Source organism: Streptomyces sp. NPDC028331 (assembly GCF_055565775.1).
The window spans coordinates 181,220-205,230 of sequence record NZ_JBVHTR010000004.1 but is presented as its reverse complement, the minus strand read 5'-3'; the positions used below and the strand labels follow the sequence as shown (position 1 = coordinate 205,230).

The window sequence follows — 24,011 nt, the reverse complement described above, 5'->3', positions numbered from 1 at the left end:
AACCGCCGGATGGCGTCGAGTAGGGTTTGGTCCGCATAAACATCCAAACCCCTGCCCGACGCAGGGCGGCGACCGACCAGCGAGAAGGCCGCAGCCAACCGCGCGGGCGAGACTCTCGGGAAGGCGCTACGTGAGTCCCAACGGCTCCGACCGCTCGCCGCGGCGCCCGATGCGGCGGAAGCTGCTGCAGGCACTGACCGCGGGCCTGGTCCTGGCGACCGCAACCGGTTGCACATACAAGGACTTCCCCCGCCTTGGTATGCCCACCCCGACCACGGAAGAGGCTCCGAGGATCCTCTCCCTGTGGCAGGGGTCCTGGGCGGCCGCGCTCGCCGTCGGCGTGCTGGTGTGGGGCTTGATCCTGTGGAGCGCGATGTTCCACCGTCGCAGCCGCACCAAGGTCGAGGTTCCCCAGCAGACCCGGTACAACATGCCCATCGAGGCGCTGTACACGGTCGTCCCGCTCATCATCGTCTCGGTGCTCTTCTACTTCACCGCCCGCGACGAGTCGAAGCTCCTCAGCCTCTCCAAGAAGCCCGACGTCACCATCAACGTCGTCGGCTACCAGTGGAGCTGGGGCTTCAACTACGTCACCCCCGTCCCCGGGGTGACGGGCGACGCGAAGACCGACAAGAACCTGGCCGCGATCCCGGACCGGTTCAAGAACGACTTCCCGGCGAACGCCGGCGGTGTCTACGACTTCGGCACGCCCGCCACGCGGAACCCGCAGACGGGCAACCCCGGTCCCACCCTGTGGCTCCCCAAGGGCAAGACCGTCCGCTTCGTCCTCACCTCCCGTGACGTCATCCACTCCTTCTGGGTGCTGCCGTTCCTGATGAAGCAGGACGTCATCCCGGGCCACACCAACGCCTTCGAGGTGACCCCCAACGCGGAGGGCACCTTCCGCGGCAAGTGCGCCGAGCTCTGCGGCGTCGACCACTCCCGGATGCTGTTCAACGTGAAGGTCGTCTCGCCCGCAGCGTACGAGCAGCACCTCAAGGACCTCGCGAAGAAGGGGCAGACCGGTTACATTCCCGCCGGCATCGCGCAGACGAGCCACGAGAAGAACCGGGAGACGAACAACCTGTGAGCATCCTCAACGAACCCCAGGGTGCCGCGGCAGCTGAGTCGTACGAGAACGAGCTGCCGGTCCGGCGCAGGCGACCCGGTAACGTCGTCGTCAAGTGGCTGACGACCACCGACCACAAGACGATCGGCACGCTGTATCTGACGACGTCGTTCGCGTTCTTCCTGATCGGCGGCGTGATGGCGCTGCTCATGCGCGCCGAGCTGGCCCGTCCGGGCCTGCAGATCATGTCGAACGAGCAGTTCAACCAGGCGTTCACGATGCACGGCACGATCATGCTGCTGATGTTCGCGACGCCGCTGTTCGCCGGCTTCGCGAACTGGATCATGCCGCTGCAGATCGGCGCGCCCGACGTGGCCTTCCCGCGGCTGAACATGTTCGCCTACTGGCTCTACCTGTTCGGCTCGCTCATCGCGGTCGGCGGCTTCCTCACCCCGCAGGGCGCGGCCGACTTCGGCTGGTTCGCCTACAGCCCGCTGTCGGACGCGGTCCGCTCGCCGGGCGTCGGCGCCGACATGTGGATCATGGGTCTGGCCTTCTCCGGCTTCGGCACGATCCTCGGCTCGGTCAACTTCATCACCACGATCATCTGCATGCGCGCCCCCGGCATGACGATGTTCCGCATGCCGATCTTCGTGTGGAACGTACTGCTGACCGGTGTGCTCGTGCTGCTGGCCTTCCCGGTCCTGGCGGCCGCGCTGTTCGCCCTGGAGGCGGACCGCAAGTTCGGCGCCCACGTCTTCGACGCGGCCAACGGCGGCGCACTGCTGTGGCAACACCTCTTCTGGTTCTTCGGCCATCCAGAGGTGTACATCATCGCGCTACCGTTCTTCGGCATCATCTCCGAGGTCATCCCGGTCTTCAGCCGTAAGCCGATGTTCGGCTACATGGGCCTGATCGGCGCCACCATCGCCATCGCCGGCCTGTCCGTGACGGTGTGGGCGCACCACATGTACGTCACCGGTGGCGTGCTGCTCCCGTTCTTCTCCTTCATGACGTTCCTCATCGCCGTACCCACCGGCGTGAAGTTCTTCAACTGGATCGGAACGATGTGGAAGGGCTCGCTGTCCTTCGAGACACCGATGCTCTGGGCGACCGGCTTCCTGATCACCTTCACCTTCGGTGGCCTGACCGGCGTCATCCTGGCCTCGCCGCCGATGGACTTCCACATCTCCGACTCGTACTTCGTGGTGGCGCACTTCCACTACGTGGTCTTCGGCACCGTCGTCTTCGCGATGTTCTCCGGCTTCCACTTCTGGTGGCCGAAGATGACCGGCAAGATGCTCGACGAGCGCCTCGGCAAGATCACGTTCTGGACGCTGTTCATCGGCTTCCACGGCACGTTCCTGGTGCAGCACTGGCTGGGCGCCGAGGGCATGCCGCGTCGTTACGCGGACTACCTCGCCGCCGACGGCTTCACCGCCCTGAACACGATCTCGACGATCTCCTCCTTCCTGCTCGGCCTGTCGATCCTGCCGTTCCTCTACAACGTCTGGAAGACGGCCAAGTACGGCAAGCCGGTCGGCGTCGACGACCCGTGGGGCTACGGCCGTTCGCTGGAGTGGGCGACCTCCTGCCCGCCGCCGCGGCACAACTTCCTCACGCTGCCGCGGATCCGCTCCGAATCGCCCGCGTTCGACCTGCACCACCCGGAGATCGCCGCGCTCGAGCAGCTCGAGTACGCGGGTGCCGGCAGCAAGGGCGTCGCTGGTGGCAAGGAGGCCGGCAAGTGAAGATCCAGGGCAAGATGTTCCTGTGGCTGTCCGTCTTCATCCTCGTCATGGCCGTGATCTACGGCCTGTGGTCGAAGGAGCCGGCCGGCACCACCGCGCTCTTCCTGGCCTTCGGCCTGAGCGTGATGATCGGCTACTACCTGGCCTTCACGGCCCGGCGGGTGGACGCGGGAGCGCAGGACAACAAGGAGGCCGACGTCGCCGACGACGCCGGTGAGATCGGCTTCTTCAGCCCGCACAGCTGGCAGCCGCTCGCCCTCGGCATCGGTGGCGCGCTCGCCTTCCTGGCGATCGCGATCGGCTGGTGGCTGCTGTACTTCTCGGCCCCGCTGATCATGGTGGGCCTGTGGGGCTGGGTCTTCGAGTACTACCGCGGCGAGAACCGCACCCAGTGACACGCTCCACGGGAGCCCGGACACACCTTCTGGAGTGTCCGGGCTCCCTCTTTTTGCCGCGCCCTGTGTCCGGGCTCCCTCTTTTGCCGCGCCTTGTGTCCCCCACAAGGATTGCCCGGCGCGCCGTGCTTGACAGACGTTCCTAGCGTGAGGGCATGAGCCACACAGCGTTCTTGAGGAACGGCACGGTCGTCGGCTGCACCCTGGTGGTGATCGCCCTCGGTGCGGGCCTCGTCGCCTGCGGGTCGGACGGGGACCCGGCGGCGAAGCCGTACGACGCGGCGGACGACATCGACTTCAACGCCCAGGTCGGCGACGGCAAGAAGGTCGACCCGGACAAACCACTGGAGATCACCGCCTCCGGGTCGGACGCGCGCATCACGGACGTCACCGCCATCGACTCCCGAGGGCGCTACGTCGCGGGTGAACTCTCCGCCGACGGCGGCCGCTGGCACAGCACCTCACCGCTGGCCGCGGGCACCCACTACACGGTGCAGGTGAGCACGGAGGACGGGGACGGCAACCCCGGCCGCAAGACCCTCGACTTCGACACCAGCACCCCGAAGTCCAGGAAGGTCCTGAACGTCACCTTCGGGCCGGACTCCGGGACCTACGGCGTCGGCCAGCCGGTGACCGCCACCCTCAGCGAGCCCGTCAAGGACAAGACCCAGCGGGCCGTCGTCGAGCGCGCCCTCAGGGTGGACTCGGTGCCCGCCGTACAGGGCTCCTGGTACTGGGTGGACGACAAGACGCTGCACTACCGCCCCAAGGACTACTGGCCCGTCCACGCCACCATCACGGCGTACAGCAACCTCGCCGGCGTGAAGGTCGCCGACCGTCTCTGGGGCGGCGACAGCAAGCCCGTGAGGCTCACGACGGGGGACAGCGTCATCGCCCTCACGGACGCCGCCGCACACCGGATGACGGTCTACAAGAACGGCGACGTGATCAAACAGATCCCCATCACCACCGGCAAGCCCGGCTACGAGACCCGCAACGGCGTCAAGGTGATCCTGGCCAAGAGCTACGTCGTACGCATGCGCGGAACCACCATCGGCATCTCGGCGGGCTCCAGCGACTCCTACGACCTGAACGTCTACTGGGCGGCCCGGGTGACCTGGAGCGGCGAGTACGTGCACGCCGCGCCCTGGTCCGTCGGCTCCCAGGGCTACGCCAACGTCAGCCACGGCTGCACGGGCATGAGCACCGCGTACGCCCAGTGGTTCTACAACACGGTCCGGCAGGGCGACATCGTCCAGGTCGTCAATTCCAACGGACGACAGATGGAACCGTTCGGCAACGGCTTCGGCGACTGGAACGTGGACTGGACCAAATGGCAGAAGGGCAGTGCCCTCAGCCCCGACACCGCCAACCCGGCGATGACCGCGCGTCTGAGCCCCGAGAGCGTCTGATCCGCCCCGACAGGGGCGGATGAGGGGCGGATGCGGGTGCGGTGGCCCCTCAGGCGCTCGAAAGGGCCTTCCGCCGCAACAGGGAGGCCAGAGCCGAGGCGAACTCGACCGGCTCCACCGGCAGCGCCACCGCCGCGTCCGCGCGACTCCAGGTCGCAAGCCACGCGTCCTGAGGCCGGGCGATCAGCACCAGCACCGGCGGGCAGTTGAAGATCTCGTCCTTGATCTGCCGGCACACGCCCATCCCGCCCATGGGCACGGCCTCGCCGTCCAGCACGCACACGTCGATGCCGCCCTTGTCCAGCTCCCTGAGCACGGCCCCCGGCGTGGCGCACTCGACGAACTCCACCTGGGGAACGTCCGGAGCCGGCCTGCGGCCGGAGGCCAGCCGCACCTGGGCGCGGGTGTTGGAATCGTCGCTGTAGACCAGCACCGTGGCGGTCGGCTGCATGCTTCCCTCCGGGACGTCGTCGTCGTACGGAACGGACCATCGGTGCGGATGCTACCCCCTGGACCACCGGGTCGACACCGGCGCGCACCCGCCTTCGGTGCGCCATCCGGGCACTACAGACGGTACGGACACTCCGAACGGCACCCCCCGGAGTGAGGGCGAGATAAGCGACCGACATAATGTCGGTCGTGGCGACAGCAACGACAGTAGAAACCGGGCACGCGCACCCGTCGGTCAACCGGCCGAACCTCACCAGCGTCGGAACCATCATCTGGCTGAGTTCCGAGCTGATGTTCTTCGCGGCCCTCTTCGCGATGTACTTCACCCTGCGATCGGTGACCGGGCCGGCTCACTGGAAGGAGATGGCGAGTTCTCTCAACGTCCCCTTCTCCTCCGTGAACACCACGGTCCTGGTGCTCTCCTCCCTCACCTGCCAGCTCGGCGTATTCGCCGCCGAGCGCGGTGACGTGAAGAAGCTCCGGGGCTGGTTCATCGTGACCTTCATCATGGGTGCGATCTTCATCGGCGGGCAGATCTTCGAGTACACCGAGCTGGTGAAGAAGGACGGCCTCTCGCTGTCCTCCGACCCGTACGGCTCGGTGTTCTACCTGACCACCGGCTTCCACGGCCTGCACGTGACGGGTGGTCTCATCGCCTTCCTGCTGGTCCTCGGCCGCACCTACGCGGCCAAGAGGTTCACCCACGAGCAGGCGACCGCCGCCATCGTCGTGTCCTACTACTGGCACTTCGTCGATGTCGTCTGGATCGGCCTCTTCGCCACGATCTACCTGATCAAGTAGTCGGCGACCGTCCGATCCGATTCCCAGAAGCATCGACGCAGAAGATCCTGACACCGGGGTAATCCGTGAAAAAGCTCTCCGCACGACGACGCCATCCGCTGGCGGCTGTCGTCGTCCTACTCCTCGCGCTGGCGGCCACCGGGGGGCTGTACGCAGCGTTCGCGCCCGCGACCCAGGCGCAGGCCGATACGACCGCCCAGTCCCTCGCCATCGACGAGGGCAAGAAGCTCTACCAGGTGGGCTGTGCCAGCTGCCACGGCACCAACGGTCAGGGCAGCTCCGACGGTCCGAGCCTGGTGGGCGTGGGCGCGGCGGCCGTCGACTTCCAGGTCGGCACCGGCCGCATGCCCGCCGCCACCTCGCAGGGCGCCCAGGTGCCGCGGAAGAAGCCGGTCTACAACCAGACCCAGATCGACCAGCTCGCGGCGTACATCGCCTCCCTCGGCGCCGGCCCGGCGATCCCGACGAAGAACGACTACAGCCCGGAAGGCGCCGACATCGCCAAGGGTGGTGAGCTCTTCCGCACGAACTGCGCGCAGTGCCACAACTTCACCGGTGAGGGCGGTGCGCTGACGCACGGCAAGTTCGCCCCGAGCCTCGAGGGTGTCGCTCCGAAGCACATCTACGAGGCCATGCAGACCGGCCCGCAGAACATGCCGAACTTCCCGGACACCACGCTGTCGCAGCAGAACAAGAAGGACATCATCGCGTACCTGAACGCGGTCAACGGTGACCAGACCGAGAACCCCGGCGGTCTCAAGCTGGGCGGCCTCGGTCCGGTCTCCGAGGGCCTGTTCGCCTGGATCTTCGGCCTCGGCGCGCTGATCGTCGTCGCCGTCTGGGTCGCCGCTCGGACCGCAAAGGCCAAGAAGTCATGAGTAGCCACGACATTCCAGAAGAGAACCTGCCCGCTGAGCAGGACACCGAGTCCGGTGCGGTAGCCGTCGCGGACGAGGAGAACCCGTTCGCCGACCCGGGCCTGCCGCCCCACGAGCACCGCATCCAGGACATCGACGAGCGGGCCGCCAAGCGCTCCGAGCGCACGGTCGCCCTGCTGTTCACCGTGTCGATGCTGGCCACCATCGGCTTCATCGCCTCGTATGTGGGGATCCCGAAGGACAAGTCGATCTACGTCTTCCCGCTCGGGCACATCAGCGCGATGAACTTCGCGCTGGGCCTGACGCTGGGCGTGGCGCTGTTCGCGATCGGCGCGGGCGCGGTCCACTGGGCCCGCACCCTGATGTCCGACGTGGAGATCGCCGACGAGCGTCACCCGATCGAGGCGTCCCCCGAGGTCAAGGCCAAGGTCATGGACGACTTCCGGCAGGGCGCCAAGGAGTCGGTGATCGGCCGCCGCAAGCTCATCCGTACGACGATGCTCGGCGCACTGGCCATGTTCCCGCTCTCCGGGCTCTTCCTGCTGCGTGACCTCGGTCCGCTGCCCGGGACCAAGCTCCGCCACACCATGTGGTCCAAGGGCAAGCTCCTCGTCAACATGAACACGAACCAGCCGCTGCGTCCCTCGGACGTCCAGGTCGGTTCGCTCACCTTCGCCAAGCCCGAGGGCCTGGAGGAGACCAACGAGGACTTCCAGGTGGAGATCGCCAAGGCGGCGCTGATGATCGTCCGGCTGCAGCCGGAGAACATCAAGGACAAGAAGGAACTCGAGTGGTCCCACGAGGGCATCGTGGCCTACTCGAAGATCTGCACCCACGTGGGTTGTCCGATCTCCCTGTACGAGCAGCAGACGCACCACGTCCTCTGCCCGTGCCACCAGTCCACCTTCGACCTCTCCGACGGTGCCCGGGTCATCTTCGGCCCGGCCGGTCACGCCCTGCCGCAGCTGCGCATCGGCGTCAACGCGGACGGTTACCTCGAGGCGCTCGGCGACTTCGAGGAGCCCGTCGGTCCTGCTTTCTGGGAGCGCGGATGAGCACTACACCGAGCAACGGGTCCGCATCGCGCGGACGGGCACCGGCCGGCGAGCGCGTCGCCGACTGGGCCGACGGACGCCTGGGCATCTACACCCTGGCCAAGTCCAACATGCGGAAGATCTTCCCCGACCACTGGTCGTTCATGTTGGGCGAGGTCTGCCTCTACAGCTTCCTCATCATCATCCTCACGGGTGTGTACCTGACCCTGTTCTTCCACCCGTCGATGAACGAGGTGGTGTACCACGGCAGTTACGTGCCGCTGCAGGGTCAGCTGATGAGCGAGGCGTTCAACTCGACGCTGCACATCAGCTTCGACGTCCGCGGTGGTCTGCTGGTCCGTCAGATCCACCACTGGGCGGCGCTGATCTTCCTCGCCGGCATGTTCGTGCACATGATGCGCGTGTTCTTCACCGGCGCGTTCCGCAAGCCGCGTGAGATCAACTGGGTGTTCGGCTTCCTGCTGTTCGTCCTCGGCATGTTCACCGGCTTCACCGGTTACTCGCTCCCGGACGACCTGCTCTCCGGCACCGGTGTCCGCTTCATGGAGGGCGCGATCCTGTCCGTGCCGATCGTCGGCACGTACCTGTCGTTCTTCCTCTTCGGCGGCCAGTTCCCGGGCGGCGACTTCGTGGCCCGGTTCTACTCGATCCACATCCTGCTGCTGCCGGGCATCATGCTCGGCCTGGTGGTGGGCCACCTGATCCTGGTCATCTACCACAAGCACACGCAGTTCGCGGGCCCCGGCAAGACGAACAACAACGTCGTCGGCATGCCGCTGCTGCCGGTGTACATGGCCAAGGCCGGAGGCTTCTTCTTCCTGGTCTTCGGCGTCATCGCGGCCATCGCGGCGATCGCCACCATCAACCCGATCTGGGCCATCGGCCCCTACCGTCCGGACCAGGTGTCCACGGGCGCCCAGCCCGACTGGTACATGGGCTTCTCCGAGGGCCTGATCCGTACCATGCCAGGCTGGGAGATCAACGTCGCGGGCCACACGCTCGTCCTGGGCGTCTTCATCCCGCTGGTGATCTTCCCGCTGGTCCTGGTCGCGATCGCGGTCTACCCGTTCATCGAGTCCTGGGTCACCGGCGACAAGCGCGAGCACCACATCCTGGACCGCCCGCGCAACGCGCCGACGCGCACCGCGTTCGGTGCCGCCTGGATCTCGTGGTACTTCGTGCTGCTGGTCGGCGGTGGCAACGACCTGTGGGCCACGCACTTCCACCTGTCGATCAACGCGATCACCTGGTTCGTCCGCGTCGCGTTCTTCGTGGTGCCGGTGCTCGTCTTCATCGCCACCAAGCGGATCTGCCTCGGCCTCCAGCGCCGCGACCGCGACAAGGTGCTGCACGGCCGCGAGTCGGGCATCATCAAGCGGCTGCCGCACGGTGAGTTCATCGAGGTCCACGAGCCGCTCAGCCAGGAGCAGCTGCACACGCTCACCGCGCACGAGCAGTACAAGCCGCTCGAGATCGGCCCCACGGTCGACGAGAACGGCGTCGAGCGGAAGATCAAGGGCTCGCAGAAGCTCCGCGCCAAGCTGAGCAACGCCTACTACGGGGAGGACAACCAGATCCCCAAGCCCACGGTCGAGGAGTACAAGGAGATCACGAGCGGCCACGGCCACCACTGATCGCTGCACGCCACGCCGCGGTCGAAGGGCCCCGTCCGGTGTTCGGACGGGGCCCTTCGCCGTGCTCCGGGCTGGATAGGGTGGACTCGTTCGAGACTCGCGTCCCGTAGTCCGGGACACCGACCCAGGAGCGGCTTATGAGCGCTGTGCATCCCGCTGGAGGCGACACCGCGGCGGGCCGTTCCTGGCCCCAGGTGCTGAACGGCCTGCTCGACGGACGCGACCAGAGCGCGGACGACACGGCCTGGGCGATGGACCGCATCATGCGCGGCGAGGCGACGGACGCGCAGATCGCCGGGTTCGTGGTGGCGCTGCGGGCCAAGGGCGAGACCGTCGAGGAGATCACCGGCGTCGTCCGGGCGATGTACGAGCACGCCAACGTGATCGAGGTGTCGGGCCGCACGGTCGACATCGTCGGCACGGGCGGCGACGGCGCGAAGACGGTGAACATCTCCACGATGTCGGCGCTGGTGGTGGCCGGCGCCGGCGCGAAGGTCGTCAAGCACGGCAACCGCGCGGCCTCGTCGGCGTCGGGCGCGTCGGACGTCCTGGAGAAGCTGGGCGTCAACCTCGACCTGACGCCCCAGCGCGTGGCGCAGGTCGCGGAGGAGGCGGGCATCACCTTCTGTTTCGCGGTGAAGTTCCACCCCGCGCTGCGCCATGTCGCCGCCGCGCGCGGTCAGCTCGGGATCCGGACGGTCTTCAACGCCCTCGGCCCGCTGACCAACCCGGCCAAGGTGAAGGCCCAGGCGGTGGGCGTCGCGGACCCGCGCCTGGCCCCCATGATCGCCGGCGTGCTCGCCGAGCGCGGCAACTCCTCCCTGGTGTTCCGCGGCGACGACGGACTCGACGAGCTGACGACGACGGCCACCTCCCGCGTCTGGATCGTCCGCGACGGCAAGGTCACCGAGGAGACCTTCGACCCGCGGGACGTCGGTGTCGAGCTGGTACCGGTTCAGGCTCTGCGCGGCGGCGATCCGTCCCACAACGCCGAGGTCGCCCGCCGTCTCCTCGACGGCGAGAGGGGCCCGGTCCGGGACGCGGTCCTGCTGAACTCGGCGGCGGCGCTGGTGGCGCTCGACCCGGGGGACGGTCCGCTGGCGGAGCAGATCCGTGCCGGCATGGCCAGGGCCGCCGAGTCGATCGACTCGGGCGCGGCCAAGCGGGTCCTGGAGCGGTGGGTGGCCGCGAGCAACGCCTGACTCCGGGCGCCCGCGGAAAAGGCCAGGTCAGGCTGGCGGGAGTACAGTGAGATACGTGGCAGCTCCCCCGCGGGCGCAAGGAGGCCGGGCATGATCCATTCCGCCGATATCCGCGAGTGGCGCAACCGGGACGTGGTCGACGCCAAGGGCCGCAAAATCGGTTCCCTGGAGGCGGTCTACGTCGACACCACCACCGACACACCGGCCATGGCCACCGTCCGCACCGGTATGCCGACCCGGCACAGGCTCGTCTTCGTCCCCCTCGACGAGGCGACCGTGGGACCCGGGTACGTACAGGTGGCGCACTCCAAGGGGCGGGTGCGCAAGGCGCCGTCCATCGGCGTGGACGACGTCCTGCCGGTCGAGCGGGAAGAAGAGATCTTCAAACACTACGACAGGGCCTATGAGCCCGGTGCCGACCGCGGACGCCGCCTCGCGCGCCGCTGACCTGCCGGGCCTGAGGAAGTGGTCACCATGGCGTTCGTGCTGTTCCTGATCCTCGCAGCGGTCGTCCTGGGCATCATCGGCGCGGTGGCGAAGGGGCTGTTCTACCTCCTGATCATCGGCGTGGTGGTCTTCCTGGCCAGCCTCGTCCTGACCGGCATGCGCTGGGGACGGCGCTCGCGCCACCACCTGCTCCGCTGACACACCGGGACGGGATTCCCCCGGGGATCCCGTCCCGGTATCCGGACGGAAGTTGCGGGCGGGTGATCGCCTGTCGTAATTTCCTGACCAGGTCATGAGCGACAGCCATTCGGCCCCGGCCGGCTGTCCGGCAACCCTCCGTCCGTGGCGGGGTGCCCCGGGTGAAGACCAGGCCGCAGGCAGCGAGGTCTGCGGCAAGCGCGGACCCCTCGCACACCGTGGACGGTGTGGGGCCAGGGGTCCTGGTCGTTCGAGGGAGCCTTCCGTGAGCAAGCGAATGCGCTAGGGCCGCAGAGCCCCGCCTCCGCATCCCCTTTTTCTCTTCACCTTCCCGTGCCGTCGACACCCTGCGCCCGCACGCGCGTCCGGCACCGGTGAGTCTCGCCTGCCCTACGGGAGTACCCCCATGTCCGTCTCCACCTTTGCCGCCGACCAGTCCGTCTGTGCCCCGCTGCCCGTCCTGGGCCGTGATGTCACCGTCCCGCTCGTCACCGGCGGCGACGTCACCTACGCCGCGCTCGACTACGCGGCCAGCGCCCCCGCCCTGCAGCGGGTCTGGGACGACGTGGCGGCGTACGCGCCGTACTACGGCAGCGTCCACCGCGGCGCCGGCTACCTCTCCCAGCTCTCCACCGACCTCTTCGAGAACGCCCGCCGCACCGTCGCCGAGTTCCTCGACTGCCGCGACAGCGACCAGGTGGTCTTCACCCGGTCCACCACCGACTCGCTCAACCTGCTCGCCGCCGCCCTCCCGGCCGACTGCCAGGTGTTCGTCTTCGAAACCGAGCACCACGCCTCCCTGCTGCCCTGGCGGGACGCCCGCGTCAGCTACCTCGACGCCCCGGGCAGCCCCCGGCAGGCCGTCGAGACCCTGGAGCGCGCGCTGGCCGACCGCGACCCCTACGGCCCGGCCCTGGTCTGCGTCACCGGCGCCTCCAACGTCACCGGCGAACTGTGGCCGGTGCGCGAACTGGCGGCGGCCGCCCACGCGCACGGCGCCCGCATCGTCCTGGACGCCGCCCAGCTCGCCCCGCACCACCCGGTGTCCGTCAAGGACCTCGACGTGGACTGGGTCGCCTTCTCCGGCCACAAGCTCTACGCGCCCTTCGGCTCCGGCGTACTGGCCGGCCGCGCCGACTGGCTGCGCCAGGCCGAGCCGTACCTCGCGGGCGGCGGCGCCAGCCGCAAGGTCACGCGCCGGACGGACGGGGGAGTGGACGTGGAGTGGCACGACACGGCCGCCCGCCACGAGGCGGGCTCCCCGAACGTGATCGGCGCCTACGCCATCGCGTCGGCCTGCAAGGCGCTCACCGAGGCCGGCTTCGACACCCTGGTCGCCCGCGAGCAGCACCTGATCCGCAAGGTGACGGCGGGCCTCGCCGAGATCCCCGAGGTCAGGGTCCTCTCCCTGTTCGGCGACGACGCCCCCCGCGTCGGCGTGATCTCCTTCGTCGTCGACGGCTGGAACAGCTCGCACTTCGCCGCCGCGCTCTCCGCCGAGTACGGCATCGGCGTCCGCGACGGCCTGTTCTGCGCCCACCCCCTGGTCCGCACCCTGCTCGGCAGCGACCCCCAGACCCAGGGCGAATGCGGCGCTCCCGAGGCCGCGCCCGGCGAGAAGTCCCTCAACGCCATCCGGGTCAGCTTCGGCGCGGGCACCCCCGACGAGCACGTGGAGCGCTTCGTCACCGCCGTGCGGGAGCTGGTGAGCGACGGCGCGAAGTGGCGGTACCGCACGGAGAACGGCCGCTGCGTTCCGGCGGTCTGAGGCTGTCGCAGGGCCGGTGAGGCGGCGTTCAGCGGGTCAGGAGTCCAGCCCGATCGCGAACGCCGCCTCCAGGTCGTGCTGGGAGTACGTACGGAACGCCACATGGGTGTCCGTCGCCTCCACACCCGGGATCTTGCTGATCCGACCGGGGATGACGTCCGCCAGCTCCTCGTGCTCCCGCACCCGCACCATGGCGATCAGGTCGTAGGTCCCCGTGACGGAGAAGACCTCGCTGACGGAGTCCAGCGAGGCGATCCGCTCCGCGATCTCGGGGATCCGGTCCACGCTGGTCTTGATGAGCACGATCGCGGTGATCACGGCTGCTGTTCTCCCTCGGGGGCCTCGGCTGGTGCTTTCACCCTACTCGTACGCACCTGGCGCACCGACGCGTAGAGGAACCCCAGCGAGAACCCCACCACGTGCGCCAGGTACGCCACCCCGGGCCCCTGGGCGGCCCGGCCCGCCGCCATCCACTGCAGGGACGCCCAGAACGGCAGCACCACCCAGGCCGGGAACCTGAGCGGCAGGAAGAACAGGAACGGGAAGAGACTGGTCACGCGCGCCTTGGGGAAGAGGAAGAGGAACGCGCCCAGCACCGCGGAGATCGCCCCTGACGCTCCGACCAGCGTCTGGGCCGACGCCGCGTTCGCCGCTGCATACCCCAGCAGCGCCAGGTAACCGCAGCCCAGATAGAACAGGGCGAACTCCACGTGCCCCATCCGCTCCTCGGCCATGGCTCCGAAGACATAGAGGAAGAGCATGTTGCCCAGCAGATGCACCCAGCTCCCGTGCACGAACAGCGCCGTGACCGGTGTGAGCGCGGCCCGGGGCGCCCCGCCGAACAGCTCCACCGGCACCACGCCCCAGCGGGCGAAGTAGGCCCGCTGCGCGGCGAGCAGCGCGTCCCCGGTCCCGTAGGCCGGATTCAGCCCCGCCGCCGGTCCGACGACGAAGAGCACACAGCACACGACGATCAGCCCGTAGGTCACCGGGGCCGACTGCCCGCGCAGTGCTCCGACGGCCGCCCTGCTCCAGGTGCTGATCATGGTACAGAGCATGACGCAACCGCCCCGATCGGCACAGAGTGCCTCGCCGCCGTGGAACGGGCGGGCGGCGGGTACTCGGCAGGCCGTAGGGTTACGAGCCACACGCTCCAGGGAAACTGGCGCATCACGGAGACTGGAAGAAGGAAGAGCACCCAGATGACGGTCCCCCTGCCGACGGAGACGACCCGCTGGCGCTGCACGCTCTGCGGCAACCTCACCCGTTTCGATGTGACCCGCTCGTCGAAGGTCGTCGAGTACGTGCACCTCGATCTGGCCGGGGAGCCCAAGGTCGAGGAGCGTGAAATCGTCAGTGAGACCATCGAGTCGGTCCGGTGCCGCTGGTGCAACGCGGTCGACCAGGTGGAGCTCGTGGACAGGCCGGGCGCCGGCTCCTGAGGGAGGCGGCCCCGCAGGGCGTATGGGGTGAGGGATGGCTGAGACCACAGGCGGGGAGCCGGTCGACGGCACCGCTGAGGTGCTCGACCGTCCGCTGCCCGACGGCGTGCGCCGTCGGGTCGTGCAGATCGTGTCCGACGGCTTCGGCGGGCTGACCCTCGCCGAACTGCCCGCACAACTGCGCCAGTACGCCCGGTTCACCCCCACCCGCCGGGCCAGGTTCGCCGGCAACGCCATGGCGGCGGCCGTGGAGACCGACGCGCTGTTCCGGCAGCGCATCGCGGAGAAGTTCAGAGAGGCCCAGCCGGAGCTCGCCGGTGCCCTGGACTCCGGCTCGCCGCCCCCGGCCGCGGACCCGCTCGACGTGGCGGCCGCGGCCTACGTACTGCGCCCGCCGGGCTGGGTGAAGCTGGTGACCGCCGCCGGCGAGGAGGCCCAGCGGGTCGACGCCGAGCGGGCCGACGAGGAGAGCCGGGCCGAGCTGGAGCGGCTGCGCGACGAGCTGGCGGCCGCACGCGAGCACACCCGCGCCGAGACCGAGCGGCTGCGGGCGGAGCTGGACGCGGCGCGCAAGGAAGCCGAATCGCTTCACCGCAAGCTGCGTGCCGCCCTCAGTGACGTCCGGCGTGGCGAGGCCGCGCTGCGCAAGGCCCGGGCCGAGGCCGAGGCGGTGCGGGCCGAGGGGCAGGCCCAGGTCTCGGCCGCCGAGAGCGAGACCCGCCGGCTCAAGGCGCGCCTCGCCGAGGCGGAGGCCGCGCTGGAGGCCACGCGCAGGGCGGCGCGCGAGGGGCGCAGCGTCGAGGACATGCGGGTACGGCTGCTGCTCGACACCCTGCTCGACGCGGCCCAGGGGCTGCGCCGTGAACTGGCGCTGCCGCCGGTCTCCGTGCGGCCGGCGGAGACCGTGGACGCGGTCGAACCGGGACGAATGACTCCGAAGGACATCGCCGCCCGCGCGCTGTCCGAGAACGATCCCGCGATCCTCGACCAGTTGCTCGCCCTGCCCCAGGTGCATCTGGTCGTCGACGGCTACAACGTCACCAAGACCGGCTATCCGCAGATGCCGCTGGAGAAGCAGCGCCTGAGACTCCTCGGCCAGCTCTCCCAACTCGCCGCGCAGACCGGCGCCGAGGTCACCTGTGTCTTCGACGGGGCGGAACTGGCCGCACCGGTGCTGCTCGCACCCCCGCGCGGGGTGCGGGTGCTGTTCTCCAAGCCGGGCGTCACGGCGGACGAGTTGATCCGTCAGCTCGTGCGCGCCGAGCCGCCGGGCCGGCCGGTCGTCGTCGCCTCCACCGACCGCGAGGTGGCCGACGGGGTCGCGCGGGCCGGAGCGCGCCCGGTCGCGTCGGCGGTGCTCCTCAAGCGCCTCTCGCGAAGCTGAAATCGCCGTAAGGCGGCCTACGCCCCAAGCGCAACATACGGGGTTCCATGCCCGAATTGACGGGACCGTCACCCCACGTAGCGTCAGGCGGGCGTCACCTCCTGTGCTTCATGTGCAAAGAATGCATTGCGTGACCGGATTTTTAGGTGTGAGGATTTGAATTCATCACGATGAGGTCACTAGGGTCTGGCCTCGAACCTCCGAGCGGGTGATCACTTAGAAGAAGGAGCTCGCTTCCGTGGCGTCCCACCGTCGACCCAAGCAACCGAGCCGCGCACGTGTGACCGTGCTGACCACCGCAGCCGCCGCTGCCGTCGCTTTCAGCGCGCAGGCCGCCAACGCCGCGCCCGGCGAGAAGCCGAGCAAGGACGAGGTCAAGGCCAAGGTCGACGCCCTGTACGAGCAGGCGGAGCAGGCCACCGAGAAGTACGACGGGGCCAAGGAGAAGCAGGACAAGCTGCAGAAGGAGATCTCCACCCTGCAGGACAGGGTCGCCCGCGGCCAGGAGGAGCTCAACCAACTGCGCGACGGCATCGGCACCATGGCCAGCGCCCAGTACCGCACCGGCAGCATCGACCCCTCCCTCCAGCTCTTCCTCTCCTCCAACCCGAACGACTACCTGGACAAGGCCTCCACGCTCGACCAGTTGAGCAGCCAGCAGGTCGAGGCGCTGAAGAAGATCCAGGAGAAGCAGCGCGAACTGGCCCAGGAGCGGCAGGAAGCCACCGACAAGCTCAAGGACCTCGCCGCCACCCGCACCGAACTGGGCAAGAAGAAGAAGGAAGTCCAGGGGAAGCTGGCCGAGGCGCAGAAGCTCCTCAACAGCCTCAGCGCGCAGGAGCGGGCCGCCCTCCAGGCCGACCAGGCCCGCGCCAGCCGCGACAGCGCGCGCACCGTCCTCAGCGGCTCCACCGCCGCGGCCTCCGGTCGGGCCCTCGCGGCCTTCCAGGCCGGACAGACCAGGATCGGTGATCCCTACGTCTACGGCGCCACCGGCCCCAGCTCCTTCGACTGCTCCGGTTTCACCGGCTGGTCCTACGCGCAGGCCGGCATCTCCCTCCCGCGCACCTCGCAGGAGCAGGCCAACGTCGGCACCCGCATCTACAACATCAACGACCTCAAGGTCGGCGACCTGGTCTTCTTCTACAACCTGGACCACGTCGGCATCTACGCGGGCAACGGCCAGGTGCTGCACGCCCCGCACACCGGCGCCACCGTGCGCTACGAGGCGATGAGCGACATGCCGTTCGATTTCGGCGTCCGCGTCTGACGCTCTCCTCCAGGTTCCCGCCCCACACCGCCCGAACGAGCGAATTCCAGCGACTCCCGCTGACTCCACGCCCCGCCGATGACCTGCGTCAGCGGCGGGGCGTCGCTCTGTCGGCCCCTCGGGCTCTTTGGACCCGCGGTGATCATCCCGCTACTGTCTGCCGCGTTTCCCCCGCCGCCCGGCGGGCGGTTTGTCAGCGGAAGGGAGAGCGACCGGTCGTGGGGTCCCATCGCCGCCTTGCACCATCCGGCATGCGCCAGGGCGCCGGCGCCGTGGAGTCGAACCGAGCCCTGAAGAGGGCCGCCGCCGTACTGTCCGCCGCGGCGGCGGCCGCGGCCACGCTGGGCGCCGTGCCGGCCGACGCCGCGCCACGCGACACCCGGGCCGCGGTGGACCGGCTGTACCGGGAGGCGGAGCAGGCCACCGAGGCCTACAACCGCGCCGGGGAGCGCGCCGACGCGCTGCGCCGGGAGGTCGGCCGGGCACAGGACCGCATCGCCCGGCAGCAGGACCGCGTCAACACCATGCGGGACGCGCTCGGCGCGCTCGCCGGTGCTCAGTACCGCTCCGGCGGACTCGCCTCCCTCGCGCTGCTGCTGTCGGACGACCCCGGCGAGTACCTCGACAGGGCCGCGGTGATGGACCGGATCGGCGCCCGCCAGGCCGGGCAGCTCCAGGAACTGCAGGGAGCGCTGCGCCGGTTGGCCCGGGAGCGCGCGGTGGTGGCCGGGGAGCTGGCCCAGTTGGAGAAGGGCCGTGAGGCGGTCGCGCAGCACAAGAAGGCCGTGGAGCAAAAGCTCCTCGCGGCGCAGCGACTGCTGAACTCCCTGCCGGCCGGGGAGCGCACCGCCTACCAGCGGGCCTCCCGCTCGGCCGGCGAGGTGCCCGGCCTCACCCCGGCCGCGGCGCCCGACTCCCGTGCGGCCGCGGCCGTGGCCGCGGCCCGCTCCGCACTCGGCCGCCCGTATGTGTGGGGGGCCAACGGGCCGGGCGGCTTCGACTGTTCGGGCCTCATGCAGTGGGCGTACGGGAGGGCGGGCGTCGGACTGCCGCGCACCTCGCAGCAACAGCGGTACGCCGGCCGCCAGGTGCCGCTGTCCCAGGCCCGCCCCGGGGACCTGGTGGTCTACCGCTCCGACGCCAGCCATGTGGCGATGTACGTCGGCGACGGTCGGGTCATCCACGCACCCCACCCGGGGGCGGCGGTGCGCTACGACCCGGTCGGTATGATGCCGATCGCGTCCGTCACGAGGCCCTGAGGCGCCGGTCCAGGCCCGAACCGCCGTGCGGGCGGCGCGTACGATCGGACGGTGGCTGGTCGTGGGCGTGCGTCGGGGATCGTGGCGGGCTGTGTCCTGCTGCTGGCCGGGCTCGTCGGCTGCGGCGGCGCTCCCCCCGCGGAGAACCGGACGGCCGCCGTGCGGGAGCTGCTCGACCGCCGGGCGACGGCGATCCTGGACGGCGACCGCTCCGCGTTCCTCGCGACCCAGACCCGCACCGCAGGCGCCGCCGGGTTCGACCGCCTGCGCGCCGTGCCGCTGGCCGCCTGGTCGTACCGGCTCGGCTCCCTCCACCAGACCGGTGACCAGGCCTCCGCCGAGGCCGAACTGCGGTACCGCGTCAGGGGATACGACCGGGCACCGGTGACCGTCGCCCGGTCACTGCGGCTGACCCGCACCGGCGGACGCTGGTACGTCACCTCCGACGAGCCCGCGCGGAAGGCCGCCGAGCAACTGTGGGACCAGGGCACCGTCGAGGCGGTCCGCGGCGCGCACAGCCTCGTCCTCGGCGTCGGGCAACCGCGGAACGCGCTGCGGAGCTACGCGCGCCTGGCGGACCGTGCGGTGCCCGCCGTCACCGGGGCGTGGGGAACCGACTGGCCGGGACACGTCGTGGTGCTGGTACCGAAGTCGCTGGACGGCATGGCGGGGCTCCTCGGCGCACCGGCGTCCGGGTACCGGGGGATAGCCGCGGTCACCACCGGTGAGACGGGCGGCAGCGGGGCGACGCCCGCGGACCGGATCACCGTCAACCCGGACGCCTACGCCATGCTCGGCGACCTCGGCCGGCAGGTCGTCCTCACCCACGAGACCACCCATGTGGCCACCCGCCGCCACACCACGGCGGCCACGCCCCTGTGGCTGTCGGAGGGCTACGCCGACTGGGTCGGCTACCGCGGCACCGGCCGGACCCCCGCCCAGGTGGCCCCCGAACTCGCCCGCGCCGTCACCCTGGACCACACCCCGCCCGCGCTGCCGCAGGACTCCGACTTCGCCTTCTCCGGGGACGCCGGCAGACTGGCGCAGGCCTACGAAAGCGGCTGGATGGCCTGCCGGATGATCGCGGACCGGTGGGGCGGGGCCCGACTGGACGACTTCTACCGGGCCGTCGGCGACCACGGGAAGCGCGAGGGATCGGTGGAGACCGCCCTGAGGACGGTGCTCGGCACGACCCCGCAGCAGTTCACGCGGCAGTGGCGGGCGTATCTGCGGTCCCGACTGGGCTGAGGCCGCGGCCGGTCCACCGGCCCTGATCAGGGCGCCGGTCAGGAGGACGTGAGCGTCTCCTGGGTGCGAGCGGTCTGCGGCGGTACCGTCCGGGCCGCGTGCGAGACCGTGGTGCGCCACAGGGACCTGGCCGCGGTCAGCGTGGCGAGCAGCAGGAGGCCGTTGCGCGTGGCGAGGAGGGTGACGCCCAGCCGGTCGCTCGCCACGACGTTCGCGAAGTACACCGGGAACTCCAGGACCGTGGCGAGGCAGGCGGCCAGGAGCAGCCCGGCGGGCAGGACCATCCGGCTGCCGGGCAGGCACAGGCAGACGGCCGCGAGCCCCACCAGCCACACCATGTACTGCGGGCTGATCACCCGGCTGGTGAGCGTGAACAGCAGCACCGCCACGAAGGCCGCGTCCGCGAGCGCGTGCGGCGGCAGGCGGCGCACGCTCACCCGCCACAGCAGCAGCCAGCCGAACGCGATCACGGTGAGGAAGAGGGCCGCCGCGCTGACCCAGTCGACGTAGGGGCCGAGGAACTCCACCGAGCCGTAGTTGAGCATCACCCGGCCCTCCCAGCCGTAGTGCCGGGCCACGTGGAACACCAGCGAGCCCAGCGACTCGACCTCGGTGCCGCGGTCGCGCTGGGCGGTCAGGAAGGAGAAGGCGCCGGGCATGGTCAGGGCGAACAGCAGGGCGAGAGCGCCGGCCGTCGCCGCGGCCGAGATCCAGGCCCGGCGCCTGCCGGCGCCCGCAAGCAGCAGCGCCGGCCACACCTTGAGCAGCGCGCCGAAGGCCACGAGCGCCCCCATCAGCCGCGGGCGGCGCACCCCGGCCAGCAGCGCGGCGACCGCCACGGCCGTCACCATCAGGTCGTAGCGGGCGTACACCGTGGGGCCGAGCAGCGGCACGCCGACCGCCCACATCCAGGCGCCGCGCGGCGACCTGCCGCGCCGGAAGCCCGCGTAGACGAGGAGAACGAAGACCGCCAGGTCGGCGACGCAGGCGAGCACGTAGAACGCCTGTGCGTAGCCGAGGAAGGGCAGCAGCGCGGGGGAGAGGATCGCGAGCGCCGCGGCGGGCGGGTACTGCCAGGTGACGTCGCCCTGGGGGAACCTGCCGGTGCGCAGGGTCTCGTACCAGCCCTGGTAGATCACGGAGACGTCGCTGGTCACGTCCGGGCCGGGGAAGACCCACACCTTGAAGACGTAGAGCAGCAGGACCAGCCGCGTCAGCAGCCAGGTGGCGAGCAACCAGACCGGAATGCGCCGTGCGCCCGCCATGTCCACCTTCAGTACCTGTCCTCACACGTCCGGCATCGCTGTCGCTGAGGAGCCATGATCCCGCGTCGAACCGGGCGAGGGGCGGCAAACGCGGCCGTTGGGCGCTGTGAGTACCGTCGCACAACGGGTTCGGTACTGTCGACGACGATGCACAAGACCCTCATCGTGACCAACGACTTTCCGCCGCGTCCCGGCGGCATCCAGGCGTTCCTGCACAACATGGCGCTGCGCCTGGACCCGGACCGGCTGGTCGTCTACGCCTCCACCTGGAAGCGCGGCCGGGAGGGCGTCGAGGCGACGGCCGCCTTCGACGCCGAGCAGCCCTTCACCGTCGTGCGGGACCGCACGACGGTGCTGCTGCCGACACCGGCCGCGACCCGGCGGGCCGTGGGGCTGCTGCGGGAGCACGGCTGCACCTCGGTGTGGTTCGGGGCGGCGGCACCGCTCGGCCTGATGGCCCCCGCGCTGCGGCGCGCGGGCGCCCGGCGCCTGGTGGCCACCACGCACGGCCACGAGGCGGGCTGGGCCCAGCTGCCCGGCGCCCGCGGCCTGCTGCGTCGCATCGGTGAGTCCACGGACACGATCACCTACCTCGGCGAGTACACCCGCTCCCGCATCGCCGCCGCGCTCACCCCCCAGGCGGCCGGGCGGATGGTGCAGTTGCCGCCGGGCGTCGACGAGAAGACCTTCCACCCCGGCTCGGGAGGCGACGAGGTCCGCGCCCGCCTGGGGCTCACGGACCGCCCGGTGGTGGTCTGCGTCTCCCGCCTGGTCCCGCGCAAGGGCCAGGACACGCTGATCCGGGCGCTGCCGCGCATCCTCGCCGAGGAGCCGGAGACGGTCCTGCTGATCGTGGGGGGCGGGCCCTACGAGAGGGACCTGCGCAGGCTCGCCCAGGAGACCGGCGTCACCGACGCGGTCCGCTTCACCGGCGCCGTCCCGTGGTCCGAACTGCCGGCGCACTACGGGGCGGGCGACGTCTTCGCGATGCCGTGCCGGACCCGGCGCGGCGGCCTCGACGTCGAGGGTCTCGGCATCGTCTACCTGGAGGCTTCCGCGACGGGCCTGCCGGTGGTGGCCGGCGACTCGGGCGGCGCGCCCGACGCGGTCCTGGACGGCGAGACGGGCTGGGTGGTCCACGGTGGCTCGCAGGAGGAGACGGCGGACCGCATCGTCACCCTCCTGGCGGACCCGGAGCTGCGCCGCAGGATGGGGGAGCGCGGCAGGCAGTGGGTGGAGGAGAAGTGGCGCTGGGACCTGCTGGCTGACCGGCTCCGGGAACTCCTGTGAGGGACCGGCGCGTACGGACAGGGGCGCGGGGCTGTATCGAAATGCGGCTCCGCCGCGTGGGCGAGACAAGCCACGAACAACCGGTAGCCGCCCGACGCCGGAACGTGGCACCCCGGAAGGCGCCCGATCTCTAGCCGGAACAAAAAAATCCGCCGATGCTGCGCCCATGACACCAAAACTGACGCGCCGTCAAATACTGGGCCTCGCAGCCCTGCAAACGGCAGCCGCACTGGGGTTCACCCGCATCAACCTGCAGTCGGCCCGAGCGGCGGAGCCGCCCGCGGTCGACAACGCCCCGGCGATCGTCGTCGGCTCCGGCTACGGCGGCGCCGTAGCCGCCCTCCGCCTGGGCCAGGCCGGCATCCGCACCCTCGTCCTCGAAATGGGCCGCCTGTGGAACACCCCCGGCCCCGACGGCACGGTGTTCTGCTCCACCAGGGACCCGGACCGGAGATCCATGTGGTTCCGCACCCGCACCGAGGCCCCGCTCGCCACCTTCCTCTGGCTGGACGTGGTCAACCGGGACATCAGCCCCTACCCGGGCGTCCTCGACCGCGTGCACTTCGACGCCATGTCCGTGTACGTGGGCCGCGGCGTCGGCGGCGGCTCCCTCGTCAACGGCGGCATGGCGGTCACGCCCGTCCGGTCCTACTTCAGCGAGCAGTTCCCCACCGTGGACGCCACCGAGATGTACGGCACGTACTTCCCGCGGGCCCGCACGATGCTGGGCGTCAACACGGTCGACCCCGCCTGGTTCGAGTCGACCGAGTGGTACCGGTTCGCCCGCACCTCCCGGAAGGCCGCCGCGAACACGGGCCTGAGGACCACCTTCGTGCCGAACGTGTACGACTTCGCCTACATGCAGCAGGAGGCGGCCGGCACCGCCACCAGGTCGGCCCTGGCCGGCGAGGTCATCTACGGCAACAACCACGGCAAGCGCAGCCTCGACAAGACGTACCTCGCCGCCGCGCTCGGCACCGGCAACGTGACCGTCAACACCCTGGAACGGGTCAGGGAGATCCGCAGGGCCGCCGACGGCGGCTACCTGCTGACCGCCGACCGGTCCGACCTGACCGGCGCGGTCGTCGAGACCAAGACGTACGCCTGCACGTACCTCTTCCTCGGCGCCGGCAGCGTCGGCACCACCGAACTCCTCCTCCGCGCACGGGAGACGGGCACCCTGCCCGCGCTCGACGCCGACGTCGGGACCGGTTGGGGCACCAACGGCAATGTGATGCTCGGCCGCGCCAACCACCTCTGGGACACCGTCGGCGCCGACGAGTCCACCATCCCCGTGATGGGCATCGACGACTGGGCCAACGCCGACAACCCCGTCTTCGCCGAGATCGCCCCGCTGCCGATGGGGCTCGAGCACTGGATCAGCCTCTACCTGGCGATCACCAAGAACCCCCAGCGGGCCGCGTTCTCCTACGACCCCTCGACCGACGGCGTGAAACTCGGCTGGACCGCCGCGCAGAGCGCCGTCTCGGTGAGCATGGCCAAGAAGCTCTTCGACCGGATCAACGCGGCCAACTCGACCATCTACCGCTACGACCTCTTCGGCTCCACCAGCAAGGTCTTCGCCGACGACTTCACGTACCACCCGCTCGGCGGCTGCGTTCTCGGGAAGGCGACCGACGACTACGGCCGGGTGAAGGGCTACCCGAGGATGTACGTCACCGACGGCTCCCTCGTGCCGGGCAACCTCGGCGTCAACCCCTTCCTCACCATCACCGCGCTCGCGGAACGCATCATGGCGCGGGTCCTCGCCGAGGACACCGCGCCATGACGTG

Annotated in this window: 23 protein-coding genes and 1 riboswitch; of the genes, 19 read left to right on the top strand and 4 right to left on the bottom strand. The window is 70.1% G+C overall.

Going from position 1 to position 24,011, the window contains the following annotated elements:
- Positions 1-130: 130 nt before the first annotated feature.
- The 4 genes from ctaC (at position 131) to ACZ4SW_RS06955 (ending at position 4,627) form a co-directional block, all read left to right on the top strand.
- A complete protein-coding gene (gene ctaC, locus ACZ4SW_RS06970) occupies positions 131-1,090 on the top strand; it encodes an aa3-type cytochrome oxidase subunit II (protein WP_468238915.1) in 960 nt (319 codons plus the stop codon).
- Positions 1,087-2,820, top strand: coding sequence for an aa3-type cytochrome oxidase subunit I (gene ctaD, locus ACZ4SW_RS06965; RefSeq protein ID WP_468238912.1), 1,734 nt, complete (start codon positions 1,087-1,089; stop codon positions 2,818-2,820). The genes ctaC and ctaD overlap by 4 nt, the downstream gene beginning before the upstream one ends.
- The gene (locus ACZ4SW_RS06960) at positions 2,817-3,215 is read left to right on the top strand and encodes a cytochrome c oxidase subunit 4 (protein WP_468238910.1); all 399 of its coding nucleotides are present in this window, start codon (positions 2,817-2,819) and stop codon (positions 3,213-3,215) included. The genes ctaD and ACZ4SW_RS06960 overlap by 4 nt, the downstream gene beginning before the upstream one ends.
- 155 nt (positions 3,216-3,370) lie before the next feature.
- Positions 3,371-4,627 (top strand): L,D-transpeptidase, encoded by a 1,257-nt coding sequence (locus ACZ4SW_RS06955; protein WP_468238907.1) that lies wholly within the window; start codon positions 3,371-3,373, stop codon positions 4,625-4,627.
- A gap of 49 nt (positions 4,628-4,676) precedes the next feature.
- Here ACZ4SW_RS06955 and ACZ4SW_RS06950 read toward each other — a convergent pair whose 3' ends face one another.
- A complete protein-coding gene (locus ACZ4SW_RS06950; protein WP_468238905.1) occupies positions 4,677-5,078 on the bottom strand; it encodes a response regulator in 402 nt (133 codons plus the stop codon).
- A gap of 179 nt (positions 5,079-5,257) precedes the next feature.
- Between ACZ4SW_RS06950 and ctaE the strand changes: the two genes are divergently transcribed.
- From ctaE to ACZ4SW_RS06910, 8 genes are all read left to right on the top strand, one after another.
- Complete coding sequence (gene ctaE, locus ACZ4SW_RS06945) at positions 5,258-5,878, top strand: aa3-type cytochrome oxidase subunit III (protein WP_468238903.1); 621 nt, start codon at positions 5,258-5,260, stop codon at positions 5,876-5,878.
- 65 nt (positions 5,879-5,943) lie between these two features.
- Complete coding sequence (gene qcrC / locus ACZ4SW_RS06940) at positions 5,944-6,756, top strand: cytochrome bc1 complex diheme cytochrome c subunit (protein WP_468238900.1); 813 nt, start codon at positions 5,944-5,946, stop codon at positions 6,754-6,756.
- Positions 6,753-7,811 carry a cytochrome bc1 complex Rieske iron-sulfur subunit gene (gene qcrA / locus ACZ4SW_RS06935; protein WP_468238898.1) on the top strand — a complete coding sequence of 353 codons (1,059 nt, stop codon included), beginning with the start codon at positions 6,753-6,755 and terminating at the stop codon, positions 7,809-7,811. The genes qcrC and qcrA overlap by 4 nt, the downstream gene beginning before the upstream one ends.
- Positions 7,808-9,445 carry a cytochrome bc1 complex cytochrome b subunit gene (qcrB, locus tag ACZ4SW_RS06930; RefSeq protein WP_468238896.1) on the top strand — a complete coding sequence of 546 codons (1,638 nt, stop codon included), beginning with the start codon at positions 7,808-7,810 and terminating at the stop codon, positions 9,443-9,445. The genes qcrA and qcrB overlap by 4 nt, the downstream gene beginning before the upstream one ends.
- 137 nt (positions 9,446-9,582) lie before the next feature.
- Positions 9,583-10,647, top strand: coding sequence for an anthranilate phosphoribosyltransferase (trpD, locus tag ACZ4SW_RS06925; RefSeq protein ID WP_468238893.1), 1,065 nt, complete (start codon positions 9,583-9,585; stop codon positions 10,645-10,647).
- Positions 10,648-10,737: 90 nt separating this feature from the next.
- The gene (locus tag ACZ4SW_RS06920) at positions 10,738-11,094 is read left to right on the top strand and encodes a PRC-barrel domain-containing protein (RefSeq protein WP_468238891.1); all 357 of its coding nucleotides are present in this window, start codon (positions 10,738-10,740) and stop codon (positions 11,092-11,094) included.
- A gap of 27 nt (positions 11,095-11,121) precedes the next feature.
- A complete protein-coding gene (locus tag ACZ4SW_RS06915) occupies positions 11,122-11,292 on the top strand; it encodes a hypothetical protein (RefSeq protein ID WP_468238889.1) in 171 nt (56 codons plus the stop codon).
- Between the two features lie 90 nt (positions 11,293-11,382).
- A riboswitch (SAM riboswitch) is annotated at positions 11,383-11,499 on the top strand.
- Between the two features lie 199 nt (positions 11,500-11,698).
- Positions 11,699-13,060, top strand: coding sequence for an aminotransferase class V-fold PLP-dependent enzyme (locus ACZ4SW_RS06910; RefSeq protein WP_468238886.1), 1,362 nt, complete (start codon positions 11,699-11,701; stop codon positions 13,058-13,060).
- Between the two features lie 36 nt (positions 13,061-13,096).
- Here the strand turns inward: ACZ4SW_RS06910 and ACZ4SW_RS06905 are convergent, their stop codons facing one another.
- Positions 13,097-13,378: an Lrp/AsnC family transcriptional regulator gene (locus ACZ4SW_RS06905; RefSeq protein ID WP_103843080.1), complete on the bottom strand. Its 282-nt coding sequence runs from the start codon at positions 13,376-13,378 to the stop codon at positions 13,097-13,099.
- A complete protein-coding gene (locus tag ACZ4SW_RS06900) occupies positions 13,375-14,106 on the bottom strand; it encodes a rhomboid family intramembrane serine protease (protein ID WP_468238885.1) in 732 nt (243 codons plus the stop codon). Before ACZ4SW_RS06900 ends, ACZ4SW_RS06905 begins: the two co-directional genes overlap by 4 nt.
- A gap of 156 nt (positions 14,107-14,262) precedes the next feature.
- On the opposite strand from ACZ4SW_RS06900, the gene ACZ4SW_RS06895 reads away from it, so the two are divergent.
- From ACZ4SW_RS06895 to ACZ4SW_RS06875, 5 genes are all read left to right on the top strand, one after another.
- Positions 14,263-14,502 (top strand): hypothetical protein, encoded by a 240-nt coding sequence (locus tag ACZ4SW_RS06895; RefSeq protein WP_468238883.1) that lies wholly within the window; start codon positions 14,263-14,265, stop codon positions 14,500-14,502.
- Between the two features lie 34 nt (positions 14,503-14,536).
- Positions 14,537-15,886, top strand: a complete 1,350-nt coding sequence (locus ACZ4SW_RS06890) for an NYN domain-containing protein (RefSeq protein ID WP_468238880.1) — start codon at positions 14,537-14,539, stop codon at positions 15,884-15,886.
- 238 nt (positions 15,887-16,124) lie between these two features.
- Positions 16,125-17,156, top strand: coding sequence for a C40 family peptidase (locus ACZ4SW_RS06885; RefSeq protein WP_468238878.1), 1,032 nt, complete (start codon positions 16,125-16,127; stop codon positions 17,154-17,156).
- A 218-nt stretch (positions 17,157-17,374) separates the two neighbouring features.
- On the top strand, positions 17,375-18,415 hold the full coding sequence (locus ACZ4SW_RS06880; protein WP_468238875.1) for a C40 family peptidase: 1,041 nt from the start codon (positions 17,375-17,377) through the stop codon (positions 18,413-18,415).
- A 51-nt stretch (positions 18,416-18,466) separates the two neighbouring features.
- Positions 18,467-19,663, top strand: a complete 1,197-nt coding sequence (locus ACZ4SW_RS06875) for a hypothetical protein (protein WP_468238872.1) — start codon at positions 18,467-18,469, stop codon at positions 19,661-19,663.
- A gap of 38 nt (positions 19,664-19,701) precedes the next feature.
- On the opposite strand, the gene ACZ4SW_RS06870 is transcribed toward ACZ4SW_RS06875, so the two are convergent.
- Complete coding sequence (locus tag ACZ4SW_RS06870; protein ID WP_468238870.1) at positions 19,702-20,928, bottom strand: glycosyltransferase 87 family protein; 1,227 nt, start codon at positions 20,926-20,928, stop codon at positions 19,702-19,704.
- 147 nt (positions 20,929-21,075) lie between these two features.
- On the opposite strand from ACZ4SW_RS06870, the gene ACZ4SW_RS06865 reads away from it, so the two are divergent.
- Together ACZ4SW_RS06865 and ACZ4SW_RS06860 are read left to right on the top strand one after the other, a co-directional pair.
- Entirely contained in the window at positions 21,076-22,218 is a 1,143-nt protein-coding gene (locus ACZ4SW_RS06865; protein ID WP_468238867.1) for a glycosyltransferase family 4 protein, read from the top strand.
- Positions 22,219-22,384: 166 nt separating this feature from the next.
- Positions 22,385-24,007 (top strand): GMC oxidoreductase, encoded by a 1,623-nt coding sequence (locus ACZ4SW_RS06860; RefSeq protein ID WP_468238865.1) that lies wholly within the window; start codon positions 22,385-22,387, stop codon positions 24,005-24,007.
- Positions 24,008-24,011 lie beyond the last annotated feature (4 nt).

Excerpts from the sequence above, each read along its gene's own strand:
- qcrA (WP_468238898.1), top strand. The coding sequence starts at position 6,753 with ATGAGTAGCCACGACATTCCAGAAGAGAACCTGCCCGCTGAGCAGGAC.
- trpD (WP_468238893.1), top strand. The coding sequence starts at position 9,583 with ATGAGCGCTGTGCATCCCGCTGGAGGCGACACCGCGGCGGGCCGTTCC.
- ACZ4SW_RS06920 (WP_468238891.1), top strand. The coding sequence starts at position 10,738 with ATGATCCATTCCGCCGATATCCGCGAGTGGCGCAACCGGGACGTGGTC.
- ACZ4SW_RS06865 (WP_468238867.1), top strand. The coding sequence starts at position 21,076 with ATGCACAAGACCCTCATCGTGACCAACGACTTTCCGCCGCGTCCCGGC.
- qcrB (WP_468238896.1), top strand. The coding sequence starts at position 7,808 with ATGAGCACTACACCGAGCAACGGGTCCGCATCGCGCGGACGGGCACCG.
- ACZ4SW_RS06900 (WP_468238885.1), bottom strand. The coding sequence starts at position 14,106 with ATGATCAGCACCTGGAGCAGGGCGGCCGTCGGAGCACTGCGCGGGCAG.
- ACZ4SW_RS06910 (WP_468238886.1), top strand. The coding sequence starts at position 11,699 with ATGTCCGTCTCCACCTTTGCCGCCGACCAGTCCGTCTGTGCCCCGCTG.
- ACZ4SW_RS06895 (WP_468238883.1), top strand. The coding sequence starts at position 14,263 with ATGACGGTCCCCCTGCCGACGGAGACGACCCGCTGGCGCTGCACGCTC.
- ctaE (WP_468238903.1), top strand. The coding sequence starts at position 5,258 with ATGTCGGTCGTGGCGACAGCAACGACAGTAGAAACCGGGCACGCGCAC.
- ACZ4SW_RS06955 (WP_468238907.1), top strand. The coding sequence starts at position 3,371 with ATGAGCCACACAGCGTTCTTGAGGAACGGCACGGTCGTCGGCTGCACC.
- ACZ4SW_RS06890 (WP_468238880.1), top strand. The coding sequence starts at position 14,537 with ATGGCTGAGACCACAGGCGGGGAGCCGGTCGACGGCACCGCTGAGGTG.
- ACZ4SW_RS06870 (WP_468238870.1), bottom strand. The coding sequence starts at position 20,928 with ATGGCGGGCGCACGGCGCATTCCGGTCTGGTTGCTCGCCACCTGGCTG.
- ACZ4SW_RS06915 (WP_468238889.1), top strand. The coding sequence starts at position 11,122 with ATGGCGTTCGTGCTGTTCCTGATCCTCGCAGCGGTCGTCCTGGGCATC.
- ACZ4SW_RS06950 (WP_468238905.1), bottom strand. The coding sequence starts at position 5,078 with ATGCAGCCGACCGCCACGGTGCTGGTCTACAGCGACGATTCCAACACC.
- ACZ4SW_RS06860 (WP_468238865.1), top strand. The coding sequence starts at position 22,385 with ATGACACCAAAACTGACGCGCCGTCAAATACTGGGCCTCGCAGCCCTG.